Consider the following 24,644-nt stretch of genomic DNA (forward strand, 5'->3'; position numbering starts at 1 on the left):
CATGGCAGAGCGCGACCCGAAGCAGCTGCCCGCTTCCTTCCTCACGATCGAGATTGCCGACGAGTCCGCAACCCGGCAGCTGGCAAACGACCTCGCACTGGTCCTGAAGGCCGGAGATGTCGTCTGCCTGTCAGGCGATCTGGGGGCCGGAAAGTCGACATTCGCGCGGGCCCTGCTGCGCGCCTTCGCCGGTGATCCCGAACTGGAGGTGCCGAGCCCGACCTTCACCCTGGTCCAGACCTATGCGTTCGAGCGGTTCGATCTGTCTCACTTCGACCTTTACCGGCTGGAGGAGCCCGAGGAACTTGAGGAACTCGGGCTGGACGACCTGCTTGCAACCGGCGCGGCGCTGATCGAATGGCCGGAAATGGCGGGAGGCCTTCTGCCGCAGGACGCCCTGTGGATCCGGATCACCCAGCCGGAGGAGGATACCGATGCCCGCCGTTACGAGTTCGGGTCCCTTGCCCCGCAATGGCAGCCGCGGATGGCGCTTACGCGGGATATCCGCATCCTTGTCGAACGGACAGAGTTTCAAGGCGCCAGGCGCCGCTTTCTGGCAGGGGACGCCTCCCTGCGGACCTTCGAAACGGTCGAGGCGGGGGACCGCACCGCCGTTCTGATGCGCTGGCCCTTCCACGATGATGCGGTGTCCGAAACGGTCCGGGCCTACATGCAGAAGGTCCATCTGGCACAGGACTGCCGCTCGGTCGTCGCGATCGGCGGGGAACTGCGGCGGCACGGGTTTCTGGCACCGCGCATCTATGCAGCGGATCTGGCCAGGGGACTGGTGCTGTCCGAAGATCTGGGCAGCGAAACCATCGTCCGGAACGGAGCACCCGTCCCCGAACGCTATCGCGCCGCCGTCGATGTTCTGGCGCGACTGCACGGCATTTCCTGGCCGCGGGCCGTCGCCCTGGAGGAGGGGGCGGTCTACGAGGTTCCTGCCTATTCGACCGACGCCCTGGTCGCGGAGGCCTCACTGTTTCTCGACTGGTATGTGCCGGAAGCCACCGGCGCGCCTGCGGACGCGGGCACCCGCAGGGACTTCGAAACCCTGTGGCGGGCCGCGCTGGACAGTATCGCGGAGACGCAGCGGGGCTGGGTGCTGCGTGACTTTCATTCGCCCAATCTGCTGTGGCAGGAGGGCGCGGCCGGAGAAAACCGCATCGGTCTGATCGATTTTCAGGATACGGTCATCGGCCCGGTGGCCTATGATGTGGCGGCTCTGACATTCGATGCCAGGACGGATATCGGCCCCGAACTGGAAACCGAACTCTTCGATGCCTATGTCTCTGCCAGGGAACGTCAGGCGGCCGGTTTCGACAGGGCCGGGTTTACAAGGGCCTATGCGGTCATGGCCGCGCAGCGGATATCGAAGATACTCGGGATTTTCGTCCGTCTGGCCCGGCGGGACGACAAGCCGGCCTATCTGGCGCATCTGCCGCGCATGCAGGGATACCTTGACCGGGTGCTTGACAGGCCTGCCCTGTCGGATTTGAAAGGTTGGTACGCACGCTACCGTCCCTGAGTTTTGCCCCGGGGACAGGATGGACGAACGGGGCCGTTTGCAATCAGCCGAGTAGAACCATGACACACACGCGCTACCGCCCGAAGAACGCTATGATCCTGGCCGCAGGCCTGGGCAAACGCATGCGCCCGCTGACGGCGACGACCCCCAAGCCGCTGATCGAGGTCAACGGTCAGGCATTGATCGATCACGGCATGGACAGGCTTGCTGCCGCAGGCGTCGAGAAATGCATTGTCAATGTGCACTATCTTGCAGATCTGGTGGAGGTGCATGTCCGCCGCCGCCAGGACATGGAGGTCGTCATTTCGGACGAGCGGGATCTCTTGCTGGAGACCGGCGGCGGCATCAGGAAGGCCCTGCCCCTGCTCGGAGACGAGCCCTTCTTCCAGCTCAACGCCGATACCTGCTACTGGGTGGAGGGGGTCAAGCCGAACCTGGAACACATGATCGACGCCTGGGACGAGACCCGCATGGACGCGCTGCTTCTGGTGGCGGAAACCGTCAAGGCCGTCGGCTATTCCGGCCGGGGCGATTTTGAAATGGCCAGGGACGGCTCCATGACCCGGCGGCAGGAAAAAGCCGTGACGCCCTTTGCCTATGCGGGAGCCGCGATCCTGCATCCGCGCCTGTTCGAGGGGGCGCCGGACGGACCGTTCTCCATGAACAAGCTGTTCGACAAGGCCATCGAGGCCGATCGGCTGTTCGGGGTGCAGATGGAGGGGCTGTGGCTTCATATCGGCACGCCGGAAGCCATTCGCGCCGCCGAATATGCCGTGCGGGAAAGTGCGGCCTGAGGATGGAGGAACGGCCGAATCTTTTTTCCGTGTCACCCGCCGTTCCGTTTCTCGAGACGCTTGTCGACACGCTGGCGGAGGGAACGCTCGTCCCGGGGTTTCGCCCGCTGGACGACCCGCTGCTTCTGTCTACGGCAACGCTCTATCTGCCGACCCGCCGTGCCGCCCGGCTGCTGCCGGAGCTCTTTCAGGAAAAATTCGCCGGCCGTCCGGTGCTGCTGCCCGCCATCCGGCCTGTCGGCGATGCGGATGAAGATGCGCAGAGCCTGACGAGCGAACCGGACCTGGAGGCTCTGCCGCCTGCGATGCCGCTGCTGGAGCGTCATCTGGCCATGACCCGGCTGGTGAAGGCATGGAAGGGCATGCTGCGCCGGGAGGCGCTGAGCCTGCGGTCCGACGAACCTCTCGGTGTGCCAGCCTCGACGGCCGACGCCGCCTGGCTTGCCGGTGACCTGCTCACCCTGATGGACGAGGTCGAGACGGAAGAGGCCGACTGGTCCGAGCTTGCCGGACTGGTGCCGGAGGACCACGCCCGCTACTGGCAGATCACGCTGGATTTTCTCAAGATCGTCCAGGAGGCCTGGCCCGCGCATCTGGCCGAACTGGAGCAGATGGACCCGAAGGCGCGCCGGTCCGCGCTCATTCGCCGCGAAGCCCGCCGCCTGTCCGGCAGCGCACCGTCCGGACCGGTCATCGTGGCTGGGGTGACGGGATCGGTCCCGGCAACCGCCGAACTTCTCAAGGTCGTGGCCGGTCTTTCGCAGGGTGTGATCGTCCTGCCGGGTCTTGACCGGCACCTGGACGACCGGGCCTGGGCGGCCCTGGGCGCGCGCCGGGCACCGGGGGCAGGGCCTCTTTTTCAATCCGGCGAAGCTTCGCTCCCCTCTCACCCGCAATACTCCCTCAAGCAGCTGCTGGACCGTCTGGGCGTTGCCCGGTCTGACGTCAGGCCACTCGGGCCGGAACCCGCCCCCGGTCTCGCCCTGCGCGAGGAACTCGTCTCCCAGGCCCTGCGGCCTGCGGACACCTCCGACAGCTGGACCGCGTTTCTGGACATGCGGTCCGAGGAGCAGAGGGCGCAGGCTCTCGAGGGCGTCGCGATCATGACCGCCCGCAACGAAGCGGAGGAGGCTCTGGGGGTCGCCATTGCCCTGCGGGAAACCATCGACCGCGGCGAGACCGCGGCGCTGATCTCGCCGGACCGGATGCTGACGCGCCGGGTGGCGGCGGAACTGGCCCGCTGGCATATCCAGGTCGACGACAGTGCCGGCCGCCCGCTTGACCAGACCGCACCGGCGATCCTTGCCCTTCTGGCCGCGAAACTGGCACTCGGCGGCTGTGAGCCGATAGACCTGCTCGCGCTCCTGAAACATCCGCTCGCCAGGCTGGGCCTGCCGGCCCGGGACATCCGTTCCGCCGCGCGCGCCCTCGAACGCGGCGTCATCCGCGGACCGCGCGCCCGCCCGGGCACCGGCGGATTGAAGGCCGCGATCGAGGCCAGCCGCTTCGCTGCCGGCGAAGCGCATGTGCCGCGCTGGAAAAAGATCCACGACCAGGACTGGGACGTGATCGCCGACCTCGCGGACCGGCTCTCGTCTGCCCTGGCGCCGCTTGAGGCCCTTTCCGGGCAGGCCGAGCCGGTCTCCGTCATCGAACTGGCTACCCGGCATGCGGACGTGCTTCAGGCGGTCGCTGCGGATGAGACCGGGTCGGTCGATGAACTCTTTTCCGGCGAAGCCGGAGAAGCGCTGGCGCAATTTCTCACCGGTCTTCTGGAAGCCGAAGCCAGCGGACTGGAAATACCGCCCGGCGAATGGCCCTCGGTGCTGCCGGCCCTGATGTCCGGTCAGGCCGTGCGCCGCCGTCTGCCGGGGGATCCGAGGGTGCAGATCCTGGGGCCGATGGAAGCGCGGCTGCAAGCCTTCGATTTCGTGGTTCTGGGCGGGCTGAACGAAGGCATCTGGCCCCAGCGAACCCGCAACGATCCCTGGCTCAACCGGCCGATGAAGCGGGGCATGGGACTGGAGCCGCCCGAACGCCGGCTGGGAGCGTCGGCGCATGACTTCGCGCAGGGCATGGGCGCACGGCAGGTCATGCTGACACGCGCCGCCCGGGCGGATGGCGCCCCGACCGTGGCCTCGCGCTGGCTGCAACGGCTGACAACCCTGGCCGGGCCGGTGGTCACCGGGCAGATGGAGCGCAAGGGAGAGCAGTACACCCGGCTCGCCGCGCTGCTGGACCGCCCCGAGGGGCCGGTCAGACCGGCCGCCCGGCCCAATCCGCTTCCGCCGCTGGCTGCCCGGCCCCGGTCCCTGTCGATCACCGAAATCGAACGCCTCATCCGCGACCCTTACGCGATCTTTGCCCGCCATGTTCTGGAGCTGCAGCCGGTGGACCCCATCGGCGGCGAACCGGGCGCCGCGGACAAGGGCAACCTCATTCACGACGCCCTGGCGCAATTCCTGATGACGTGGACCGGCCCGTTCGACGATGCCGCTGTCGCGGCGCTGATCGGTATTGGTGCGAAGCTCTTCGAACCGCTGGACGCCTTCCCCGCGATCCGCGCCTTGTGGTGGCCGCGCTTCCAGAGGATTGCCGGGGGTTTCGTCGATTACGAGGCCGGCCGGTCGAGGCGCGTCACCAGGCGCTTTCTGGAAATCGGCGGCGGCGTGGAGATGAAACTGCCCGGTTTCGACTTCCGCCTGCGCGGCCGGGCGGACCGGATCGATCTTCTGGACGGCGGCGGACTGTCCGTGATCGACTACAAGACCGGACAGGTCCCCAGCCAGAAGCAGGTCGAAGCTCTGCTGTCGCCGCAATTGCTGCTGGAGGCGGCCCTGATAAAGCGGTCGGGTTTCAAGGATGTGCCGTCGGACGCGGAAATCCGCGAGTTGCTCTATCTGCAGCTGAAGGGCGGAACGGAGCCGGTTATCGAAGCGCTGCGCAATCCGAAGGAAACGCCTCTTGAGGATCTGGTGGAGGATTCCTGGACGCGGCTGGAACAGCTGATCGCGCACTACGCCAAGCAGGACACCGGCTATCTTTCGCGCGCCCGCGTGATGCGCGAGCGGCAGCTGAACGGAGATTACGACCATCTCGCCCGCACCCAGGAATGGGCTCTGGGGTCGGAGGAAGACCCGGCATGAGCGGATTTGAAATACCGAAACTGACCAGGGAGCGGCAGGATCTGGCCTCCCGTCCGCGCGCCTCCGCCTGGGTGAGCGCCAATGCCGGCTCGGGCAAGACCTTCGTCCTGTCCCGCCGCGTGGTGCGCCTGCTCCTCGACGGCACGGATCCGGCGCGGATCCTGGCGCTGACCTTCACCAAGGCCGCAGCCGCCGAAATGGCCACCCGCGTCTTCCGCATCCTGGGCACCTGGGTGACGATGGAAGATGCGGTCTTGGCCGCAGAGCTCGAGGAGATCGAGGGCCGGAGACCGGATGCCGCGCGCCTTGCACTGGCGCGGCGGCTCTTTGCCCGGGCCCTGGAAACGCCCGGCGGCCTGAAGATCCAGACCATCCACGGCTTCTGCGAGGCCCTGCTGCACCAGTTTCCCCTTGAGGCCAATGTGGCCGGACATTTCTCCGTTCTGGACGACCGGGTCGCCGCCGAGTTCATGGCCGAGGCCCGCGCCAGCGTGTTGCACAGGGCGGAGACGGAACCGGACAGTGTGTTCGGCCACGCCCTTGCCTCCGTCATTGACCTGATGAGCGACGGCGGCGCGCAGAAGGCACTGGACGAACTCATCCAGAACCGTGACGCCTTCCGTCGCTGGACGGTCGACGCGGGAGATCTGCATGCCGCGCTCCGGGAACTTGCCGGCCTGCTGGATGTCGATCCCTCCCTCCGGCTGGCCACATTCGACAGCCGGTTCAGGGACGAATGCCCGTTCGACCGGAATGTCTGTCTCAGTTACGCGGAAGCCCTGCAGACCGGCACCAAGACGGATCAGGCCCGGGCAGAGGCCCTTGTTGCCGCCCGGGAGCTGCACGACCCGTCGGTTTTCCGGGAAGCCTGGCAGCAGATCTTCCTGACGGCCAAACTGGAACCGCGCCGCTCTCTGGCCACCAAGAAGGTGGCCGAGGCGTTTCCCGACATGGTCGAAGCGCTCGAGAAGGAACAGGCGCGGCTGCTCGCGCTTCTGGACGAACGGCGGAAAGTCGTAACCTTCGAGGGTACCGTTGCCCTGCTGCGTCTGGCCGATGCGGTCATCCGTCACTACGAAAGCGCCAAGACGGCCCGGGGCTACCTCGATTTCGAGGATCTCGTAGTCAAGACGGCCACGCTCCTCAGGAAGTCCGACGCGGCGCTCTGGGTGCAGTACAAGCTCGATCAGGGGCTCGATCACATCCTGGTCGACGAGGCCCAGGACACCAGCCCGCGCCAGTGGGAAGTGGTCCAGTCCCTTGCGGCGGAGTTCTTTGCCGGCGCCGGTGCGCATGAGAGAACCCGCACGCTGTTCGCCGTCGGCGATGAAAAGCAGTCGATCTATTCCTTCCAGGGCGCGGTGCCCGCCTATTTCGATGCCATGCGCCGGGAGTTCTCGCAGCAGGCGAACTCCGCCGCACAGGAATTCCATTCCGTCAACCTGCAGCTTTCCTTCCGATCCACGCCTGATGTGCTCGCCGCCGTCGACCGGGTGTTCCTGGACGAAAGCGCGCACAGGGGGCTGTCGAAGGAGGTCGCGCCGCCGGTGCACGAGGCGATCCGCCGGGACCCCGGTATCGTCGATCTCTGGCCGCTGGAGACGGAAGCCGAAGTGGTGGAGCCGGAAGACTGGCGCCAGCCGGTCGATCATGTCGGCTCCGGAAGCCCGATGCTCAAGGTCGCAAGGCGGATCGCCGCCGAAATCGCCGGCTGGATGCGCGACGGCACGGCCGATCCCGGCGAGGTGATGATCCTGGTGCGCAAGCGCGGCCCGTTTGTCGACGCGCTCAACCGGGAACTCAAGCTGCTCGACATCCCGGCGGCCGGCAGCGACCGCCTTGTCCTGACCGAACATATCGCGGTTCAGGATCTGGCGGCCCTCGGCCGGTTCCTGCTGCTGCCGGAGGATGACCTGTCCCTGGCCTGCGTCCTCAAGAGCCCGCTGTTCGACCTGACGGATGACGATCTTCTCGAGATTGCCCGTGAGAGCCCCGAAAAGATCCGGCCCGGCACGCTCTGGCAGATGCTGGTCAGGCGCTCGGAGAGCTCCGCCAGGTGGCAGGCGGTGCGGGAAAGACTCGAAGACTGGCGCGCGCGCGCCGACTTCGTGCCCCCTTATGAGTTCTATGCCCGGCTGTGTGGTGCCGATGGCGGCCGCAAGGCGTTTCGCGCCAGGCTCGGCGTGGAAGTGGATGACGTTCTCGACGAGTTCCTGGCCTTGACGATCGCCTATGAACAGACCGGAACGCCGGGCCTTGAGGGCTTTCTCGCCTGGATGGCCGCCGCCCCGACGGAGATCAAGCGTGAACTGACCAGCACCAAGGGCATGGTGCGCATCATGACCGTGCACGGCTCAAAGGGACTGGAGGCGAAGACCGTCATCCTGGTCGACCCGGGCGCGCCTCCTGTCAGCGCCATACATGATCCGTCCTTCCTGCCGCACCGGCGTCTGGAAAACGATCTCCTGCCGCCGGCGCTGGTCTGGCTGCCCCCAAGGATCGATCGCATGCCCTGGCACGACGACGCCGTGCAGGTTCTGCGTCAGTCCCAGGAGGAGGAATACCGCCGCCTGCTCTATGTCGCCCTGACCCGGGCGGAAGACCGTCTGATCGTCTGTGGCTGGGAGCCCAAGCGCGGCGCCCATGAAAACTGCTGGTATTCCATGGTCGAACGGGCGCTGAAGCCGGAAGCCCGGGAACTGAAGGACCGCGCGGGCAATGTCATGGCCTGGCGCTGGCAGCAGGGCACCGCAGACCCGCAGGGCAGCGCTCCGACCGAAGTCCGGCCGGCCGCTGCGCAGGCCGGAGAGGATGCGGACCTGCCGCTGCCGTCCTGGCTCTCCGAGCCGGTCCGGCCCCTGCCGAAGAAAAAACGCCTGCAGCCGTCGCGGGCCTTCGAGGCCATGGAGGAAAAGGAGGGGGTGGAACCGGTTCCTGCGCTCTCGCGTCTTCAGGCCCGCAGGGAACCGGCCTCATGGCCGCTGGAGAGGGGCCGTCTCGTTCACCGGTTGCTGGAGCTGTTGCCCGATATTCCCGAAGCGGACCGCCTGCCCGCCGCCGGCGCCTATCTGCAACAGGCATTGAAACCGGAGTTCGAACATTACCGGGATCGCCTGCTGGCCGAAGTCGGTGCCATCCTCGAGGAAGAGACGTTCAGGCCGCTCTTCGCCGCGCCCGCGCGCGCGGAGGTTCCGCTTGTGGGGACGATTCGCGCGGGCGACGGGACGCAGATCGAGATATCGGGCCAGATCGACCGGCTTCTCGTCGAGGCGGATCGCGTTTCGATCGTGGATTACAAGACCAACCTCCATCCTCCGCAATCCGTGGCCGAGGTCCCGCAGGAATACCGCGCACAGCTTTGTGTTTACCGGGAAATGCTGAAACGGATTTATCCCGGAAGACAGGTTCGCGCCTATCTGCTCTGGACGGCCGGACCTGCGCTGATGGAAATTCCCGAAAAGATGCTGGAAGAAACCTTCGCTGCTCTGCGTCCGGATGGCACAGCAGCTTGACGGCAAGGCCTTGGCTACCTACCTTCGTGCCAACTGACACGCTTACATCGGGTAGGCGTTGCGCATACAACCACGAGATCTTTTCATGGCAACCACACAAGTCACCGATGCTTCCTTTGAATCGGAAGTTCTGAAATCCGACAGCCCGGTCGTCGTAGACTTTTGGGCAGAATGGTGCGGACCCTGCAAGATGATCGCGCCGGCTCTGGAAGAGATTTCCGACGAGATGGGCGATAAGGTGAAGATCACCAAGCTCAACATCGACGAGAATCAGGACATGGCCATGAAATATGGCGTCCGCTCCATTCCGATGCTGATCCTGTTCAAGGATGGCGAGCCGATGGCAACCCAGGTCGGTGCCGCGCCGAAGGGCAAGCTCTCCGACTGGATCAAGAGCGCCCTTTAAGGGAAACCTTCCCGCGGCGCTTCGGTTGCCGGAAATATGAGCGGTTCCGGCGGGTAAGCGACAGCCTATCCGCCGATCCTCTTTGAAAAACCGGCAACCGGCCTTATAAGCATCCGCACACAGCCTGAGCCAAACGGAACATTCATGAGCGACGAAAACAAAAAACCGGAAGAACAGCCGACCGCGGCAACTCCGGAAGCTGACGCCCCGGCTGCACAGCCCGAAACCGCCGAAGAAACCGGAGTGGATCCGATCGAAGTTCTGAAAGCAGAGAACACCGACCTGAAGGACCGTGCCCTGAGGGCGATGGCGGATATGGAAAATCTCCGCCGCCGCACCGAAAAGGAAATAAAGGACGCGCGCCAGTATTCCGTGTCCAGTTTCGCGCGGGATATGCTGAACGTTTCCGACAACCTGCGCCGCGCCCTGGAAGCCCTGCCGGAAGAGGATCGTAAGAACGCCGACGCCGGTGTTGCCGCCCTGATCGAGGGCGTTGAGATGATCGAACGCGATCTGCTCAACCAGCTCGAAAAGAACGGCGTGAAAAAGCTGGAGCCGGAAGGACAGAAATTCGATCCGAATTTCCATCAGGCCATGTTCGAGGTTCCCAACACCGAGGTGCCGAACAACACGGTCGTGCAGGTCGTCCAGGCCGGTTACGTGATCGGCGACCGGGTCTTGCGCCCGGCCATGGTTGGCGTCTCCAAGGGCGGGCCGAAGGAGGTCGCCCAGAACTCGGATGCGGACGCCGGACAGACCGTCGACAAGAGCGCCTGATCCCGGGCTGATCGCAAGCTCCCGGATAAAGCCGTGCCTGCCTTTGGCGGGGGCGGCTTTTGACTGTCGGGACATATGCGCACCGACCGGAGTATGGTGAACTTCACGACACCGGGCAGCAGACGGTCAGATGCCGGTGCATGAGTTGGTTGGACAATCCGAGGCGGAAACATGCTGCTGCAGGTGCTGGATTATCTCGGAGTCGCGGTGTTTGCCATTACCGGCGGCATTGTCGCATCGCGCAAGCAGCTCGATTTCATCGGCTTCCTGTTCTTCGCAACCGTGACCGGCATCGGCGGCGGCACCCTGCGGGACCTGCTGCTGGGCGTGCCGGTGTTCTGGGTGGAGAACGAGACCTACCTGCTGGTCTGTCTGATGGTCAGCATCTTTCTGTGGTTTGCCGCCCACTGGGTCGAGCGCCTGAACAAGCCCCTGCGCTGGGCAGATGCCATTGGCGTTTCGGCCTATTGCGTCATGGGCGCGGCGAAGGCCATGAGCGTCGGCGACACGGTGCTGGTCGCGATCCTCATGGGGGTCTCGACGGCCACATTCGGGGGCATCCTGCGTGACACGATCGCCGGTGAACCGTCTTCGCTCGTCAAGCCGGAAATCTACCTGAGTGCCGCTTTCGCCGGAGCCGGGGGCTTCGTTGCGCTGATACATCTGGGGCTGCCGCCGGCGGGCTCCGCCGGTGCGGCAGGCTTGCTGGCGCTGGTCCTGCGCGGCGGTGCGATCGAGCTGGGCTGGACCCTGCCGGGATATCGCGGCGCAACCGGCCCCTGAACGTCTTCATGCGCCGGGCGCGGCCGATTGGTGGTATCGATTTTCCGGTGCGCCTCCGCTAGGGTATGAACCCATAAATTTGCATGTCTTATGTGGAGACAGGCAGGAGACGCGACATGGCCGAGCACGGAATTTTCTACTGGAATGAACTGATGACCCGCGACACGGGGAAAGCCAGGGCGTTCTACGGCAAGGTCCTGGGCTGGACCTTCACGGAAATGCCCATGGAAGAGGGCGTTTATGTCATGGCCATGCAGGGCGAAAAGCCGGTCGGCGGGATTTTCCCGATGAGCGGCCCGCAATTCGACGGCGTGCCCGAACACTGGATGTCCTATATCGCTGTCGATGATGTGGACGAGCGCCTTGAACTGGCCCGCGCCCATGGCGGCGAGATCATCCAGCCGCCCTTCGATGTTCCGGGCATCGGCCGGATCGCGATCCTGAAGGATTCCGGTGGCGCCGTTCAGGGCTGGATGACCCCCGTCGACCCGGCGTGAACATCTGGAGCGGGTCGCGCTCAAGCGGGTTCATGGCTTCCGGAAGACGCCCGAGACAGCGTTTGCACCGCAAATGCGTTCGGGCGATTTCCTGAATTCAGTTCACACCCTAGTAGACAAGCCCCGAACAGGCCGAAACATAGTAGATCAGTCCAAGCGCGATCGCCGGAAAGCTCGCCGAATAGGCAAGTGTCGTCAACATCTCAAGCTCCTTTGCAACACGGCAGTCGGGAAGGCGGCCGGAACAGCCGACAGCCTGCGGGCGACATTTCGAATGTCCGCTCGCGTCATTCCTCTGCCGCATCGCAATATGGGAATGGGAGACGTGGAGTTCCAGAGCCGGAAGTATCTCTTTTGGCGTTTGAATTGTTCGAGGCCGGCTGACGATTGCCCGGCAGAACGCGCCGCGCCGCGCAATGCGGCGCATCGGGCGGGAAATGTCGCGCCGCTGAAGGACGGACACCGTATTTTCAAAACAATGTGAGCTGCAGGCGGCTGGCCGCGTAACGGTGGCCGCTGAATGGAAATCGACCGGACTTCCGGCAGAGCCGCCCGGCATCATGGCCACCGGACGAGCTTGCCTTCAGGGCCGTTGCTCAGCGCCTGGTGCTCAGGCGGCCGAACGCTTGTCCGGTCCGGTCAGGCCCTTCACACCGGAAACCGGCTGCGGAGCGGGGCCCATATCCCGGAGCTGGTCGGCTTCCTTGTGCCACTTCTCGGCTTCGCGGCGCTTGATGCGGGCTTCCTTGCGCCAGCGGCCCTGTTTCGCCCAGGCACCGAGACCGCCGACGATGACGCCAATGCCGAGGCTGGCGAAAATGACCCAGAACAGCGGAATGTCCGTAAGGGTCAGGCGGGGATCGGTGGGATCGAACGGATTGAGGGACAGGGAAACCGTGTGCCGGTTGGCAACCGAAAGGGGAACCAGTACCACCGCGATAGCAAACAATATCATGTTCTTGATGAAGCGGGTCACTGTGGTCTCCCGGATGTTGTCAGGTCAGAAATCGGTTTCAAATGGCGGCGGCAGGACACGAGCGGGGTGGACGGGATCATTCGTCCCCGTGATCCACGCCATCATTCAGCCGCAACCGCATTTCCTTGCCGGTCTTGAAGAAGGGGACGAACTTTTCGTCCACTTCCACCTTCTGACCGGTGCGTGGATTGCGGCCGATCCGCGCGGGGCGGTTCTTGACGCTGAAAGCGCCGAACCCGCGCAACTCGACGCGGTCTCCCCGCATCAGGGCCTCGGTGACCTCATCCAAGATGGCGTTGACGATGTTCTCAACGTCCCGCTGATAGAGATGCGGATTCTGTTCGGCGATATGCTGAACAAGCTCAGATTTGATCATGAAGAGCCCCCTCGCTTAACGTTTATTGTTAGCCGCGTCGGAAGCCTGCCAAACGGATACCAGTCCGTCAAGCGTAAGCCCCCATGGAATCAGCCCCTTAGCTTCATTAATGGGATTCAGGAGGGCTGAACCGATCCCTTTTCCGAATTCTCGTGAGACGCGCGAGGAGAAGGGAAGCTCTTCCAGGTTTTCCCTTGTCGTCCATGTGACGACCGGAAGATCCTCCGCGACACCCTTTTCCTTCTCCAGCCAGGCGATGGCCTTGTCCTCTCCGCCGATGGCGTCGACGAGCTTCTCGCCCAAGGCGTCATGGCCGGACAGGATGCGTCCGTTGGCAAGTTCCCGTGCCCTGGCGGGCGCCAGGTCGCGGCGCTCGGCGACAAGGCCGACGAACCAGTCGTAGGAATCCATGACCAGCGTTTCCAGCATGGTCCGGGCTTCCGGTGTGACCGGGGAATAGAAGTCCGGTTCCGCCTTCAGGGGCGCGCTTTTCACCGCATCCATCTGGATGCCGACGGTCTCGAGCAGCTTCTGGACGTTGCCGAACTGGAACAGGACGCCGATCGAGCCGGTTATGCTGTTGTAGCGGGCAACGATGTGATCGGCCGCGATGGCGACCATGTAGCCCGCCGAGGTGCCGATCGTGCGGATTTCCGCCACCACCGGCTTTTTCTCCGCCAGTTCGCGCAGTGCTTCGTAAAGCGCTTCACCCCCGGTTGTGCTGCCGCCCGGCGAGTTGATCGAGATCACCACGCCCTTGACCGCATCCGACTTGCCGATCTTTTCGATCATCTGCAGCGTCTTGCGGTCCTCCATGATGACCCCTTCGACCGGGATGCGGGCGATATGGGCCGAACGCTTGGAAAGTCCGGCAGCTCCGGACAGATAGACAAGACCGCCGACAAGTGCTGCAGCGATCACGACAAATGTCGCGACCCGCCAGAATGTCACTTTGCGTCTGAGGCGCCGCCTGTCTACGAGCGCGTCGATATCAACGGACATGAATACGGTGTCTCCGGACAAGATCGTATGAAAACCAACAACCTAAATAGGGTGACCCTCACGGGAATTGCAATCGCCTTCTGAGATTTACATCAGATTGCGGGTGTTTCAGGCAACTTTATGGAGAAAATTCGCAATAGGCGTCCCTGGCGGGAGGCGTGCGTGCCGGTTGCGGTCGCGGCCGTGGTCATCGCACGCATGTCCGGCAGGAGCGGGCAGGGCTCTTCGAAGCCGGCCGGCCGTTTCCGGGAGGGTGTCTCGGCGGCCGCGATGGTCGGGTGCCGCGCTCTTGCCCGGTGGTCTCGAGGCCGGGAGCCGATGACGCTCCGGGGGGCCGCCGGCAGGGAGAGCCCCGCGGTGATCCGCGGGGCGTCCAGGTCAGTTGATCGCGGTAAGCTGGATCTCGAAGGTCAGGTCCTTGCCGGCCAGCGGATGGTTGGCGTCCAGGATGACTTCCTGTTCGGACACTTCCACGACCGTGACGGTCATCATCTGTCCGTTTTCGGTCTGCGCCTGCAGCTGAAGCCCCACGGTGATGTCCACATTCTCCGGCATGTTCGCGCGCGGTACCGCCTGGCGGGCCTCCGGGTTGTGAGGACCATAGGCTTCAGCCGCCGCGATCTTCACGGTCTTCTCTTCGCCCACCTTCATGCCCGGAATGGCATTGTCGAGGCCGGGAATGATCTGGCCGGAGCCGACCGTGAATTCCAGCGGATCGCGGCCTTCGGAACTGTCGAAGACGGACCCGTCGTCCAGGGTGCCCTTGTAATGAAGACGGACCGTGTCGCCGCTCTTGGCTTCGCTCATGGTGCTTATCGCAATTCTGTCTGGGAGGTGAGTTTTGAGGCCGCGTGCATGTGGCGGGTGCTCGTCGCAAGAGGCCAACCTAGCGCAGCATCGTGAAAAGTAAAGGGTGGGGCGGATATTGCCGGATAACAAAAAGCCCGGCGTTTCCGCCGGGCTTTCGCGTTTTCCGATCTGTAGAGATCCGGAAACCTTAGTCGTCGGTTGCCTGTTTCAGGGCAGCACCGAGGATGTCGCCAAGGGAGGCACCGCTGTCGGAAGAACCGTACTGTGCAACCGCCTGCTTCTCTTCGGCGATTTCCAGCGCCTTGATGGACGCGGCCACCTTGCGGGTCTTCTTGTCGAACTGGGTGATGCGGGCGTCGAACTTGTCGCCGACGGAGTATTTCTCCGGACGCTGTTCTTCGCGGTCGCGGGACAGGTCGGCACGACGGACGAAGGCGGTCAGGTCGCTGTCTGCGATCTTGACTTCCAGTCCGCTGTCCTTGACCTCGATGACTTCACAGGTGACGATGGAATTCTTGCGAATTTCGCCGGCAGCGCCGGATTCCATCGGGTCGCCGGAGAGCTGCTTGATGCCCAGGGAGATACGCTCCTTGTCGACATCCACATCCAGAACGACGGCCTTGACCATGTCGCCCTTCTTGAACTCTTCGATGACCTGTTCGCCCGGACGGTTCCAGTCGAGGTCGGAGAGGTGAACCATGCCGTCCACGTCGCCGTCGAGGCCGATGAACAGGCCGAATTCGGTCTTGTTCTTGACTTCGCCTTCGACTTCGGTGCCGACCGGGAACTGTTCTGCGAACGCATCCCACGGATTCTGCAGGGTCTGCTTGAGACCGAGCGAGATGCGGCGCTTGACCGGATCGACTTCCAGGATAACGACTTCCACTTCCTGGGAGGTGGAGACGATCTTGCCCGGATGGACGTTCTTCTTGGTCCAGGACATTTCCGAAACGTGGATCAGGCCTTCGATGCCCGGCTCCAGCTCGACGAATGCACCATAGTCCGTGATGTTGGTCACGCGGCCCGTGAAGCGGGTGTCGACCGGGTATTTGGCTTCGATGCCATCCCACGGATCGGTTTCAAGCTGCTTCATGCCCAGGCTGATGCGATGGGTTTCCTGGTTGACGCGGATGATCTGCACCTTGACCGTCTGGCCGATGCTGAGAACTTCCGACGGATGGTTGATGCGGCGCCACGCGATGTCGGTGACGTGCAGCAGGCCATCGATGCCGCCGAGGTCGACGAACGCACCGTAATCGGTGATGTTCTTGACCACACCTTCCACGGTATGACCCTCTTCCAGGCTCTGGACCAGTTCCGAACGCTGTTCGGCACGGGTTTCTTCCAGAACGACCCGGCGGGACACCACGATGTTGCCGCGGCGCTTGTCCATTTTCAGGATCTGGAACGGCTGCGGGGTGTGCATCAGCGGAGTGACGTCGCGCACCGGACGGATATCGACCTGCGAGCGCGGCAGGAAGGCAACGGCGCCGTCCAGGTCGACGGTGAAGCCGCCCTTGACCTGGTTGAAGATCTGGCCGGTGACCTTTTCGCCGGCTTCGAAAGCGACTTCCAGACGGATCCAGCTTTCCTCGCGGCGGGCCTTTTCGCGCGACAGGACAGCTTCGCCGAGAGCGTTCTCGACCCGTTCCAGATAGACTTCGACTTCGTCGCCGACCTTCATTTCGCCGTCGCGGCCCTTGGCGCCGAATTCCTTCAGCGGCACACGGCCTTCAACTTTCAGGCCGACGTCGATGACGGCCAGATCCTTTTCGATGGCTACAACGGTGCCTTTGACCACGGCACCTTCGTAAAGGTCGTTATGGACGAAGGACTCTTCGAGAAGAGCGGAAAAATCCTCGGTTGAGGGATTGTAATCAGACATTTATTCTCCTGGCGCCATTTGGCGCGCCGCCAGCGGGTTGGTGTTGCACTCCGGACTGTCAGTCTCCCGGGATCGCGGTTTCCGCGTAATCCTTCCGCTGTATCCAGCGGGCCGGCGGGGCGGGAGACGGAAAATCCGGTCTCGTCACAGGCCGCCCGAAAACAGGCGCCCTGCCGATATTCCTTGGTCGTTCCTCAGGAACTTCTGGTCCACAGGACCGAATGCGTTCCGGATGCACAAACAGGGGCACACCAAGGGTGAGCCCCGTCCTGATCTGGCACCGTCAGGCGCGCGATACGATATCCACCGCCGCCTGGAACGCGGTTTCTATATCCATTTCTGTCGTATCTAGCAAGACCGCATCTTCCGCTTGTTTCATCGGAGCCACGGTTCTCTGGCTGTCGCGTTCGTCCCGGCGCTTCAGATCCTCCAGCACGGCGGCGAAATTCGCCTCCTGTCCCCGGGAGATCATTTCGTCGGTCCGCCGGCGCGCCCGGGCTTCCGGAGAGGCCGTGACGAAGAGTTTCACCGTGGCGTCCGGGCAGACCACCGTGCCGATGTCCCGCCCGTCCAGCACGGCGCCCGGGGGCTCCTCGGCGAACCGGCGCTGCAGCTCCACCAGTTCCTTGCGCAGGCCGCCCAGAACCGCGATGCGCGAGGCGGCCTCGCCGATCTCGTGAGAGGACAGGACCGACTTGTCCATCTGCGCCAGATCGAGATTATGCGCGATCTCCACGGCAACCGCCTCGTCGCCCAGGGGCAGGCCGTTGGCCAGCAGGGCGGCGGCGACCGCGCGGTAGGTCAGGCCGGTGTCCAGATGGCGAAGGCCGAAATGATCGGCCAGCCGCCGCGACAGCGTGCCCTTTCCCGAGGCCGCCGGTCCGTCGATTGCAATGATCATGCGGCCTCGCTGGCGCCGGTGGCGAATTTTGCGCCCAGTCCGGCGAACAGGGCCGTGAAGTCCGGGAAGCTGGTGGCGATCACCGCGCCGTCGTCGACGGTCACCGGCCTGTGCGCCGCCATTCCCAGCACCAGGAAGGCCATGGCGATGCGGTGGTCGAGATGGGTCGTCACGGTGCCGCCGCCGATCGCGTTGGCCCCGCCCGTGACGGTGAGCGTGTCCTCCGTCTCCACACAGGGAATGCCGTTGGCCTCCAGCCCCCGGGCGACGGCCGCAAGCCGGTCTGATTCCTTCACGCGCAGTTCTTCCAGCCCGGGCATGAAGGTGTCGCCCTGGGCAAAGGCGGCGGCAACGGCCAGCACCGGATACTCGTCGATCATCGACGGCGCCCGCTCCGCGGGCACGGTGATGCCCTTCAGCCGGCTGGCCTTCACCCGCAGGTCGCCGACCTCCTCGCCGCCGGTTTCCCGCCGGTTGACGATCTCGATATCGCCGCCCATCTCGATCAGCGTGGTGATCAGGCCGGTGCGGTGTTCGTTGAGCAGCACATTCTCGATGGTGACGTCTGACCCGGGAACGGTCAGTGCCGCGACGATCGGAAAGCCTGCCGAGGAAGGGTCACCCGGGACCTCGATATCCTGGGGTTTCAGCTCCGGCTGGCCTTTCAGCCGGATGACGCGCTCGCCGGCCTCGTTCACGCTGACGGAAATCTCCGCGCCGAAGCCGGCGAGCATCTTTTCCGTATGATCGCGGGTCGGGACCGGTTCGATCACGACCGTCTCGCCCGGCGCGTTGAGCCCGGCCAGCAGCACGGCGGATTTCACCTGTGCGGAAGGCATCGGCACGCGGTAGGTGAGCGGCAGGGCCTGCTCGGCGCCGCGGATCGAGGCGGGCAGGCGGTCGCCGTCGCGGGCGATCACATTGGTGCCCATGTCGCGCAGCGGATTGAGCACGCGGCCCATGGGGCGCTTGGACAGCGACGCGTCGCCGACGAAGGTGGCGGCGATGTTGTGGCTGCCGAAGATGCCCATGGTCAGGCGCACGCCGGTGCCCGCATTGCCGAAGTCGATGACATGCTCCGGTTCCAGCAGGCTGCCGAGGCCGATGCCGTCGACCGTATAGGACCCGTCCGCCTGCTTTTCGATCCGGGCGCCGACCGCGCGCATGGCATCGGCGGTGGCCAGGACGTCTTCCGACTCAAGCAGGCCTTTTACGGTTGTCCGCCCGACGGCCAGTGTGCCGAACATCAACGATCTGTGGGAAATGGATTTGTCGCCCGGCACGCGAATGGTGCCTGTGAGCGGGCTGCCCATGCTGGAAGTAAGGGGCGCGGGCGCGGAATCATGTGACATTTTCAATGTCCGGAACTTGGAGCGGTTGTCAAAAGGTGTCACGTCCTATCATGTGGATGCAGCGCCGTCATCCATCCGCGCGCTTGAAATTTGGCGCGCAACATGCAGAACAATGGATGGAACAGGGAATTTGTTTGATTTGCCTTTGACAGGGGACCCGCTTGACGCTATGGGCGGCCCACAAATTCTTGAGCATCTCGTCTGGGTTCACCTGAACGCTGGCAAGTTGTTCGATCATTTTTGAAACGATCAGCTTCCGGATGACCGATCGATCCCGAACGGGCATCCGCTGATCTGGACAGCGACATAACGATGAGGGTGAGCACGGTGGCAAAACCTGAACTTGGTACAAAGCGGCTGTGCCCGAGCTGCGGCGCGAAATATTACGATCTCAACCGGGATCCGATTACCTGTCCGAAATGCGGCACGATTTTCGAAGTCGTGATGACTTCGCGCGCGGCGAAGGCGGCCAAGGTCGTTGAGACGCCCGAGGAAGAAGAAGAGGAAGACCTGCCGGCCGCGGAAATCGTGCCCCTCGAAGAGGCGGACGCGGAAACCGAGGACACCGGCGAAGTCGTTCCGGAGCTGGATGATACCGACGTCGACATCGCAGAAGACGATGATGATGCCGATGACGGCGTTTTCATCGACGATGAGGACGAGGACGCGGACGAGGTTCCGGCGATCCGGGTCGAAATCGACGAAGACCCGGACCGCTAATTCACTGATCGGGCAGGGGTTTTTCCCTGTCCGGGCTTTTCCACAAAACGCGGACGATTTCGTTCCATTTTGTGCTTGATCTTGCCCGGAGGTGTGACTATGTTCCGCCTCCATCGACCCCGGAGACCCGATCCGGCGGTTTGGAAGAAGGGGCCATAGCTCAGCTGGGAGAGCGCTTCGCTGGCAGCGAAGAGGTCAGGGGTTCGATTCCCCTTGGCTCCACCATTCCGCTTTTCCGAAAATCATCCAGATTTGATCGATCCGTCGAGGCTGACGCTTGCGCGTGGAACCGACCGTGCGGAGCAGTTGGCGCCGGGCAATGCGCTGCCAAATAGGCGGGGTCTGGCATCAAGGGTCCCTTCGGGCTTCACGTGTTCCGGGAAAGCCTGTCCCCCGGGCGACATGCCTTCATTCGGCGCGTTTGCTTCCTGCGTGAGCCGGCCTCTCGCGGGCTTCGCCCCCCTCCCGGAAAAAGTCCCTCACCGGCCGTTCCCCTACCATTTTCGGAACCTATGACCGCCCTGCCGGTTTGCCTTGCGAACACCCACAGGAGCTTTCATGCCGAAGATCACCACCGTCAATCCCGCGACAGGGAAAGAAATCCGGTCCTACGAGCTGATGAGTGAGGCCGAGGCGGTCGAGCGGGTTGAGAAATGCCACGCCGCTTTTCTGAACTGGCGCGAACTGTCCCACGAAGAGCGCGCGCCTTATCTGACCAGGATCGCCGGGAAGCTGCGCGACAACGCGGAGGAGCTGGCCGAACTGATGACCAGCGAAATGGGCAAGCTCTACAGGGACGGACTGACGGAGGTCGAGATCTGCGCCCTGCTGTTCGAATACGCCGCTGCAAACGGTCCGGACGTTCTGGCCGACGAGGAGCGCAGCCATGGCGACGGCAGCCGCGGTGTCGTCACCTATCAGCCGGTCGGCGTCATCTATTCGATCCAGCCCTGGAACTTTCCGCTCTACCAGCCGGTGCGCGTGCTTGCCGCCGGCCTGATGGCCGGCAACGGCTGTGTCCTCAAGCATGCCTCCCTCTGCACCGGCTCCGGGCTGCGTCTGCGCGAGCTGTGCATCGAGGCGGGACTGCCGGAGGATCTCTTCCAGGTGATCCTGATCGACCATGACGTCAGCGACAAGCTGATCGAACACCCGAAGGTGCGCGGCGTGACGCTGACCGGCAGCGACGGCGCCGGCCGTCATGTGGCGGCGACCGCCGCCAGGGCACTGAAAAAGACCGTGCTGGAGTTGGGGTCCAACGACGCCTATCTGGTGCTCGAGGACGCCGATATCCAGACGGCAGTGAAATATTCGGTGATGGGCCGCATCTACAACAATGGTGAAACATGCGTCTGCGCCAAGCGCTTCATCGTCACCGACAAGGTCTATGACGCCTTCGTCGAGGCCTACGTGAACGAGATGAGCAAGATCGAAACCGGCGACCCGATGGATGAGGCGACGCAGCTCGGCCCGCTCTCCAGCCGGGAGCAGTTCGAGACAGTCCGCGACCAGGTGGAAAAGAGCGTCAGCAAGGGCGCCAGGATCCTTTGCGGCGGCGAGGTCTCCGACCGCGCCGGCGCCTATTATCCCGCCACGGTGCTCGCCGATGTCAAGCCGGGCATGCCCGCCTATGACGACGAGATCTTCGGACCCGTGGCCGCGGTCATCCGTGCCGGGGACGATGAGGACGCGATGCGGATCGCCAATGACAGCCGTTACGGCCTGGGCGGCGGCATCTTCTCGCGGGACGAGGACCGGGCCCTGGAGCTTGCGCGCAGGTATTTCGACACCGGCATGGTGCGCATCAATTCCTTTGGCGCAGCGGACCCGAACATGCCGTTCGGCGGCGTCAAGGACAGCGGCTACGGCCGCGAGCACGGCGGCTTCGGCATGAAGGAATTCGTCAACGCAAAGGCGGTCTATCTGCCATGATCACGCTTCACGCCCTGAAATATTCGCGCGCGACCCGGGCGCTCTGGCTGCTGGACGATCTGGGCCAGACCTGCAACCGGATCGACTACGAACGTACCGAAACATTTCGTGCGCCGGAGTCGCTGTCGGGGGTGCATCCCCTGGGCAAGTCCCCGGTGATCAAGGACGGCGACAGGGTGATTGGCGAATCCGCCACCATCCTGCGGTATCTGGTGGAAAAATATGGCGATGCCAGCCATCAGCCGGAGCGGGGCACGACCGCGTTCTGGCGTCATGAGGCGCTGCTCGACTATGTCGAGGCGTCTTTCGGCGAGGTCGTGCTGGGGGCAATCCTTCCGGCATTCGCTGGGAAGGACGTGACTGAATCCGCCAGAGCCGCTCTGGAGCACCATCTGTCCTATATCGCCGGGGAACTGAGCACCGGGCCATACCTGTGTGGCGACAAGCCGATGCTGGCCGATATCCAGATGTCCTATCTTCTGGCCCTGCTCGAGCGTTTCGGATTCCTGAAGGAGACCCCGCGCATCGCTGCCTACTGGCAGCGATTGCAGGAGCAGCCCGGCTACATCGCGGCGGTCGCCGCCGCCGGTCCCATGGCGCCTCCGGGCTGAGAGACGCAGAGACGGCACCCCCGGGTTTACACCCTAGGCGGACAGGGTGAGCGGCGCCGTTTCCGCGGCAGGGCCGGGTGCCGGCATATGTCGCCGGGCGGGAATGCCGGAGGGAACGGCCGTGAGAAGACGCCGCGTGTAGGCGTGGCTGGGTGCGGCCAGCAGCTGGCCGGCGGGGCCGGTCTCGACGATCTCCCCCTTGTACATGACCGCGATCCGGTGGCTGACGCGCTCGACGACGGCGATGTCATGCGAGATGAACAGGAAGGCCAGGCCGTCGCGCTCCTGCAGCTCCAGCATCAGGTCGGTGATCTGGCGGGCGATCGAGACATCGAGCGCCGACACGGCTTCATCGGCGATGATCAGCTTCGGTGCGGCCGACAGCGCCCGCGCGATGCTCAGACGCTGGCGCTGGCCGCCGGAAAACTGATGCGCGAAGCGATCGACGGCATCGGTTTCCAGACCGACCCTGGCGACCAGCTGCGCCGCCAGATCCTTCTGGTCCCGGCGTGACACGAGACCGTGTATCCGCGCCGGTTCGGTGATCAGTTCATGAACCGGCAGCCGCGGATTGAGGCTCGCATAGGGGTCCTGGAAGATCATCTGGGCCTCCTTGCGGCTCTGCCTGAGCTGTGCTTTCGAGGATCCGGTCAGAGGTTTGCCGTCGAGCAGGACCGTGCCGGATTCCGGCTCGATCAAGCGCAGGATGGAACGCGCCAGGGTTGACTTGCCGCAGCCTGATTCCCCGACCAGACCGAGGGTCTCGCCGCGCGCCACCTGGATCGACACGTCGTTCACCGCCAGAACGCCGCCGGCGTCTCTTGAGAACAGGCCCGGTCTGGCGGCGAACCGTGTCGACAGGCGATCGACCTGCAGGACGATGTCCGTGCCCGCGGTCTTCGTGCTGCTGCCGGTACCCAGTTTCGGGGTCGCGGCCATGAGTTTCTTCGAATAGCCCGCCTGAGGCCGGTCGAAGAGATCCTGAACCGTCGCCTCCTCGACCTTCTCGCCGTGCCGCAGCACCACGACCCGGTCGGCCATTTCGGCGACCACTCCCATGTCGTGGGTGATGAACAGGACGCCCATGCCGATCTCGGTCTGGAGTGCCTTGATCAGGGACAGGATGTCCGCCTGGGTCGTCACGTCGAGGGCCGTGGTCGGCTCGTCGCAGATCAGCAGTTTCGGCCGGCAGGCAAGCGCCATGGCGATCATCACACGCTGGCGCAGGCCGCCGGAAAGTTCATGGGGATACTGGTCCAGCCGCCGCGCCGGTTCGGGAATGCGAACCTGGTCCAGAGCTTCCTGCGCCGCCTTCAGGGCCTGGCGCCGGTCCAGGTTCCGGTGCCGGATGAAGACCTCGGCAACCTGGTCGCCTATTCTCAGAACCGGATTGAGCGAGGTCATCGGTTCTTGAAAGACCATGGAAATGGCATTGCCGCGCAACCGGGTCAGCTGACCGCCGTCCAGGGTTCTCAGGTCGCGGGTGGCATCGCCGTCGTCGAGCAGGATCCGGCCCGACCCGATGGTTCCGCCTTCCCGTTCGATCAGGCGGAGGATCGAGAGGGCCGTCGCGGATTTCCCGGACCCGGACTCGCCGACCAGCGCAAGTGTCTCGCGGGCGTGAATGTCGAAGGACAGACCCTTGACCGCTTCATGCGTGCCGAAGGAGATCCTGAGATCCTGAACGGACAGAACCGGTCCCGTCATGTGAGATCTCCCCGTCTTTTGGCGGCAAATTCCACGTGGTCGGCGAAGGCCGGCAGCGGCGGCGTCCAGCGGTGTGCCGTCGGCCGGAAGGAAAAGGCGAAGGGATCGCGTCCCTGTACCTGCCAGGAGACGGTCTCCTCGAGTTCCAGCAGGCCGAAGGCCCCGGCGGGCTCGCCGCTGGTGGTAAAGCTTTCGGTCAGCGATTGCTGGGTCAGATAGGTGATGCCGTCGACGGCGGTGACCGTGTTCCAGTGCACATGGCCGGACAGGCAGACGACCGGAAAGCGTGACTGGGCAAGGGCCGCCCGGGCGCGCTCCGCCATCGGATAGGTGGAGGCGGACGGATTGCGTTCGAAATAGTAGTTGCCGGTCTGGGCATGGCCGGACACCGGGACGTGACTGAGGACCAGAAGCGGCCGGTCGGCCGTCTGCGCGACCCGCGACAGCCACAGAAGATCCGCCTCGCGCAGGATGAAACCCGTGTGGTCGGGCGTGCGCATGATCTTGCTGTCCGCGCGCCACAGGACGATGCGCCAGCCGCCGGTGTCAAAGGTGGTGTTGACCATCGTCTGGCCCAGGATCGCCTCGTTGTCGGCGACGTCGAGATGATCGCGATCGTGGTTGCCGTTGAGGTGATGGATCGGGGCCTCGACGGCCTTGAAGGCCTCGGCGACTTCCCTCTCCAGGCGAAGGTCCTCGTCCCGGCCGATGTCGGAAATGCGGTCGCCGAGATCGATGACGAAATCCGGCCGGGCGTCATTGGCGAAGCGGGCAAAATCGGCCATCAGGTCAAGGGCGGTATCGCCACGCTTGGTGGCGGAGGGCGCGCCGTGGTGAATGTCGGCGACGACGGCAATACGGACTGACACGATCGGTTTTCCTGATTTGAGAGGCGCGGTTTCGAAGGAAGGCGCCGCCGGCGGACCGGC

At 64.2% G+C, this 24,644-nt stretch carries 20 protein-coding genes and 1 tRNA gene; 12 read left to right on the forward strand and 9 right to left on the reverse strand.

Going from position 1 to position 24,644, the window contains the following annotated elements:
* Position 1 precedes the first annotated feature (1 nt).
* The 8 genes from tsaE to DCO57_RS12760 all read left to right on the forward strand — a co-directional run bounded on the left by tsaE (position 2) and on the right by DCO57_RS12760 (position 11,443).
* Positions 2-1,528: a tRNA (adenosine(37)-N6)-threonylcarbamoyltransferase complex ATPase subunit type 1 TsaE gene (tsaE, locus tag DCO57_RS12725; RefSeq protein ID WP_116699278.1), complete on the forward strand. Its 1,527-nt coding sequence runs from the start codon at positions 2-4 to the stop codon at positions 1,526-1,528.
* 59 nt (positions 1,529-1,587) lie between these two features.
* Positions 1,588-2,322, forward strand: a complete 735-nt coding sequence (locus tag DCO57_RS12730; RefSeq protein ID WP_116699279.1) for a nucleotidyltransferase family protein — start codon at positions 1,588-1,590, stop codon at positions 2,320-2,322.
* Between the two features lie 29 nt (positions 2,323-2,351).
* The gene (gene addB, locus DCO57_RS12735; RefSeq protein WP_208977925.1) at positions 2,352-5,468 is read left to right on the forward strand and encodes a double-strand break repair protein AddB; all 3,117 of its coding nucleotides are present in this window, start codon (positions 2,352-2,354) and stop codon (positions 5,466-5,468) included.
* Complete coding sequence (gene addA, locus DCO57_RS12740) at positions 5,465-8,980, forward strand: double-strand break repair helicase AddA (RefSeq protein ID WP_208977926.1); 3,516 nt, start codon at positions 5,465-5,467, stop codon at positions 8,978-8,980. Before addB ends, addA begins: the two co-directional genes overlap by 4 nt.
* 85 nt (positions 8,981-9,065) lie before the next feature.
* On the forward strand, positions 9,066-9,386 hold the full coding sequence (gene trxA, locus DCO57_RS12745; RefSeq protein ID WP_116699282.1) for a thioredoxin: 321 nt from the start codon (positions 9,066-9,068) through the stop codon (positions 9,384-9,386).
* Between the two features lie 144 nt (positions 9,387-9,530).
* Positions 9,531-10,163, forward strand: a complete 633-nt coding sequence (gene grpE, locus DCO57_RS12750) for a nucleotide exchange factor GrpE (protein WP_116699283.1) — start codon at positions 9,531-9,533, stop codon at positions 10,161-10,163.
* A gap of 171 nt (positions 10,164-10,334) precedes the next feature.
* A complete protein-coding gene (locus DCO57_RS12755) occupies positions 10,335-10,946 on the forward strand; it encodes a trimeric intracellular cation channel family protein (protein WP_116699284.1) in 612 nt (203 codons plus the stop codon).
* Between the two features lie 116 nt (positions 10,947-11,062).
* Positions 11,063-11,443 carry a VOC family protein gene (locus DCO57_RS12760; RefSeq protein ID WP_116699285.1) on the forward strand — a complete coding sequence of 127 codons (381 nt, stop codon included), beginning with the start codon at positions 11,063-11,065 and terminating at the stop codon, positions 11,441-11,443.
* Between the two features lie 610 nt (positions 11,444-12,053).
* Here the strand turns inward: DCO57_RS12760 and DCO57_RS12770 are convergent.
* The 7 genes from DCO57_RS12770 to aroA form a co-directional block, all read right to left on the reverse strand.
* Complete coding sequence (locus DCO57_RS12770; protein ID WP_244287935.1) at positions 12,054-12,419, reverse strand: lipopolysaccharide assembly protein LapA domain-containing protein; 366 nt, start codon at positions 12,417-12,419, stop codon at positions 12,054-12,056.
* A gap of 76 nt (positions 12,420-12,495) precedes the next feature.
* Positions 12,496-12,795 carry an integration host factor subunit beta gene (ihfB, locus tag DCO57_RS12775; RefSeq protein ID WP_116699287.1) on the reverse strand — a complete coding sequence of 100 codons (300 nt, stop codon included), beginning with the start codon at positions 12,793-12,795 and terminating at the stop codon, positions 12,496-12,498.
* A 15-nt stretch (positions 12,796-12,810) separates the two neighbouring features.
* Entirely contained in the window at positions 12,811-13,797 is a 987-nt protein-coding gene (sppA, locus tag DCO57_RS12780) for a signal peptide peptidase SppA (RefSeq protein ID WP_116699288.1), read from the reverse strand.
* 378 nt (positions 13,798-14,175) lie between these two features.
* Positions 14,176-14,604: a peptidylprolyl isomerase gene (locus DCO57_RS12785; RefSeq protein ID WP_116699289.1), complete on the reverse strand. Its 429-nt coding sequence runs from the start codon at positions 14,602-14,604 to the stop codon at positions 14,176-14,178.
* A gap of 190 nt (positions 14,605-14,794) precedes the next feature.
* The gene (gene rpsA / locus DCO57_RS12790) at positions 14,795-16,492 is read right to left on the reverse strand and encodes a 30S ribosomal protein S1 (protein ID WP_116699290.1); all 1,698 of its coding nucleotides are present in this window, start codon (positions 16,490-16,492) and stop codon (positions 14,795-14,797) included.
* Between the two features lie 283 nt (positions 16,493-16,775).
* A complete protein-coding gene (gene cmk / locus DCO57_RS12795; protein ID WP_116699291.1) occupies positions 16,776-17,393 on the reverse strand; it encodes a (d)CMP kinase in 618 nt (205 codons plus the stop codon).
* The gene (aroA, locus tag DCO57_RS12800; protein WP_116699292.1) at positions 17,390-18,745 is read right to left on the reverse strand and encodes a 3-phosphoshikimate 1-carboxyvinyltransferase; all 1,356 of its coding nucleotides are present in this window, start codon (positions 18,743-18,745) and stop codon (positions 17,390-17,392) included. The genes cmk and aroA overlap by 4 nt, the downstream gene beginning before the upstream one ends.
* A gap of 327 nt (positions 18,746-19,072) precedes the next feature.
* On the opposite strand from aroA, the gene DCO57_RS12805 reads away from it, so the two are divergent.
* The 4 genes from DCO57_RS12805 to DCO57_RS12820 all read left to right on the forward strand — a co-directional run bounded on the left by DCO57_RS12805 (position 19,073) and on the right by DCO57_RS12820 (position 22,008).
* Positions 19,073-19,465, forward strand: a complete 393-nt coding sequence (locus DCO57_RS12805) for a TIGR02300 family protein (protein ID WP_116699321.1) — start codon at positions 19,073-19,075, stop codon at positions 19,463-19,465.
* Positions 19,466-19,614: 149 nt separating this feature from the next.
* Positions 19,615-19,690: transfer RNA gene (locus tag DCO57_RS12810), tRNA-Ala, on the forward strand.
* Between the two features lie 333 nt (positions 19,691-20,023).
* Positions 20,024-21,397: an NAD-dependent succinate-semialdehyde dehydrogenase gene (locus tag DCO57_RS12815; RefSeq protein WP_116699293.1), complete on the forward strand. Its 1,374-nt coding sequence runs from the start codon at positions 20,024-20,026 to the stop codon at positions 21,395-21,397.
* Positions 21,394-22,008 carry a glutathione S-transferase gene (locus DCO57_RS12820; RefSeq protein WP_116699294.1) on the forward strand — a complete coding sequence of 205 codons (615 nt, stop codon included), beginning with the start codon at positions 21,394-21,396 and terminating at the stop codon, positions 22,006-22,008. The genes DCO57_RS12815 and DCO57_RS12820 overlap by 4 nt, the downstream gene beginning before the upstream one ends.
* Before the next feature lie 33 nt (positions 22,009-22,041).
* Here the strand turns inward: DCO57_RS12820 and DCO57_RS12825 are convergent, their stop codons facing one another.
* Together DCO57_RS12825 and DCO57_RS12830 are read right to left on the reverse strand one after the other, a co-directional pair.
* Positions 22,042-23,715, reverse strand: a complete 1,674-nt coding sequence (locus DCO57_RS12825; RefSeq protein ID WP_116699295.1) for an ABC transporter ATP-binding protein — start codon at positions 23,713-23,715, stop codon at positions 22,042-22,044.
* Complete coding sequence (locus tag DCO57_RS12830) at positions 23,712-24,584, reverse strand: metallophosphoesterase (protein WP_116699296.1); 873 nt, start codon at positions 24,582-24,584, stop codon at positions 23,712-23,714. The genes DCO57_RS12825 and DCO57_RS12830 overlap by 4 nt, the downstream gene beginning before the upstream one ends.
* Between the last annotated feature and the right edge of the window lie 60 nt (positions 24,585-24,644).

Source organism: Labrenzia sp. 011 (assembly GCF_003075075.1).
In the GTDB taxonomy this organism is placed as follows: Bacteria; Pseudomonadota; Alphaproteobacteria; order Rhizobiales; family Stappiaceae; genus Roseibium.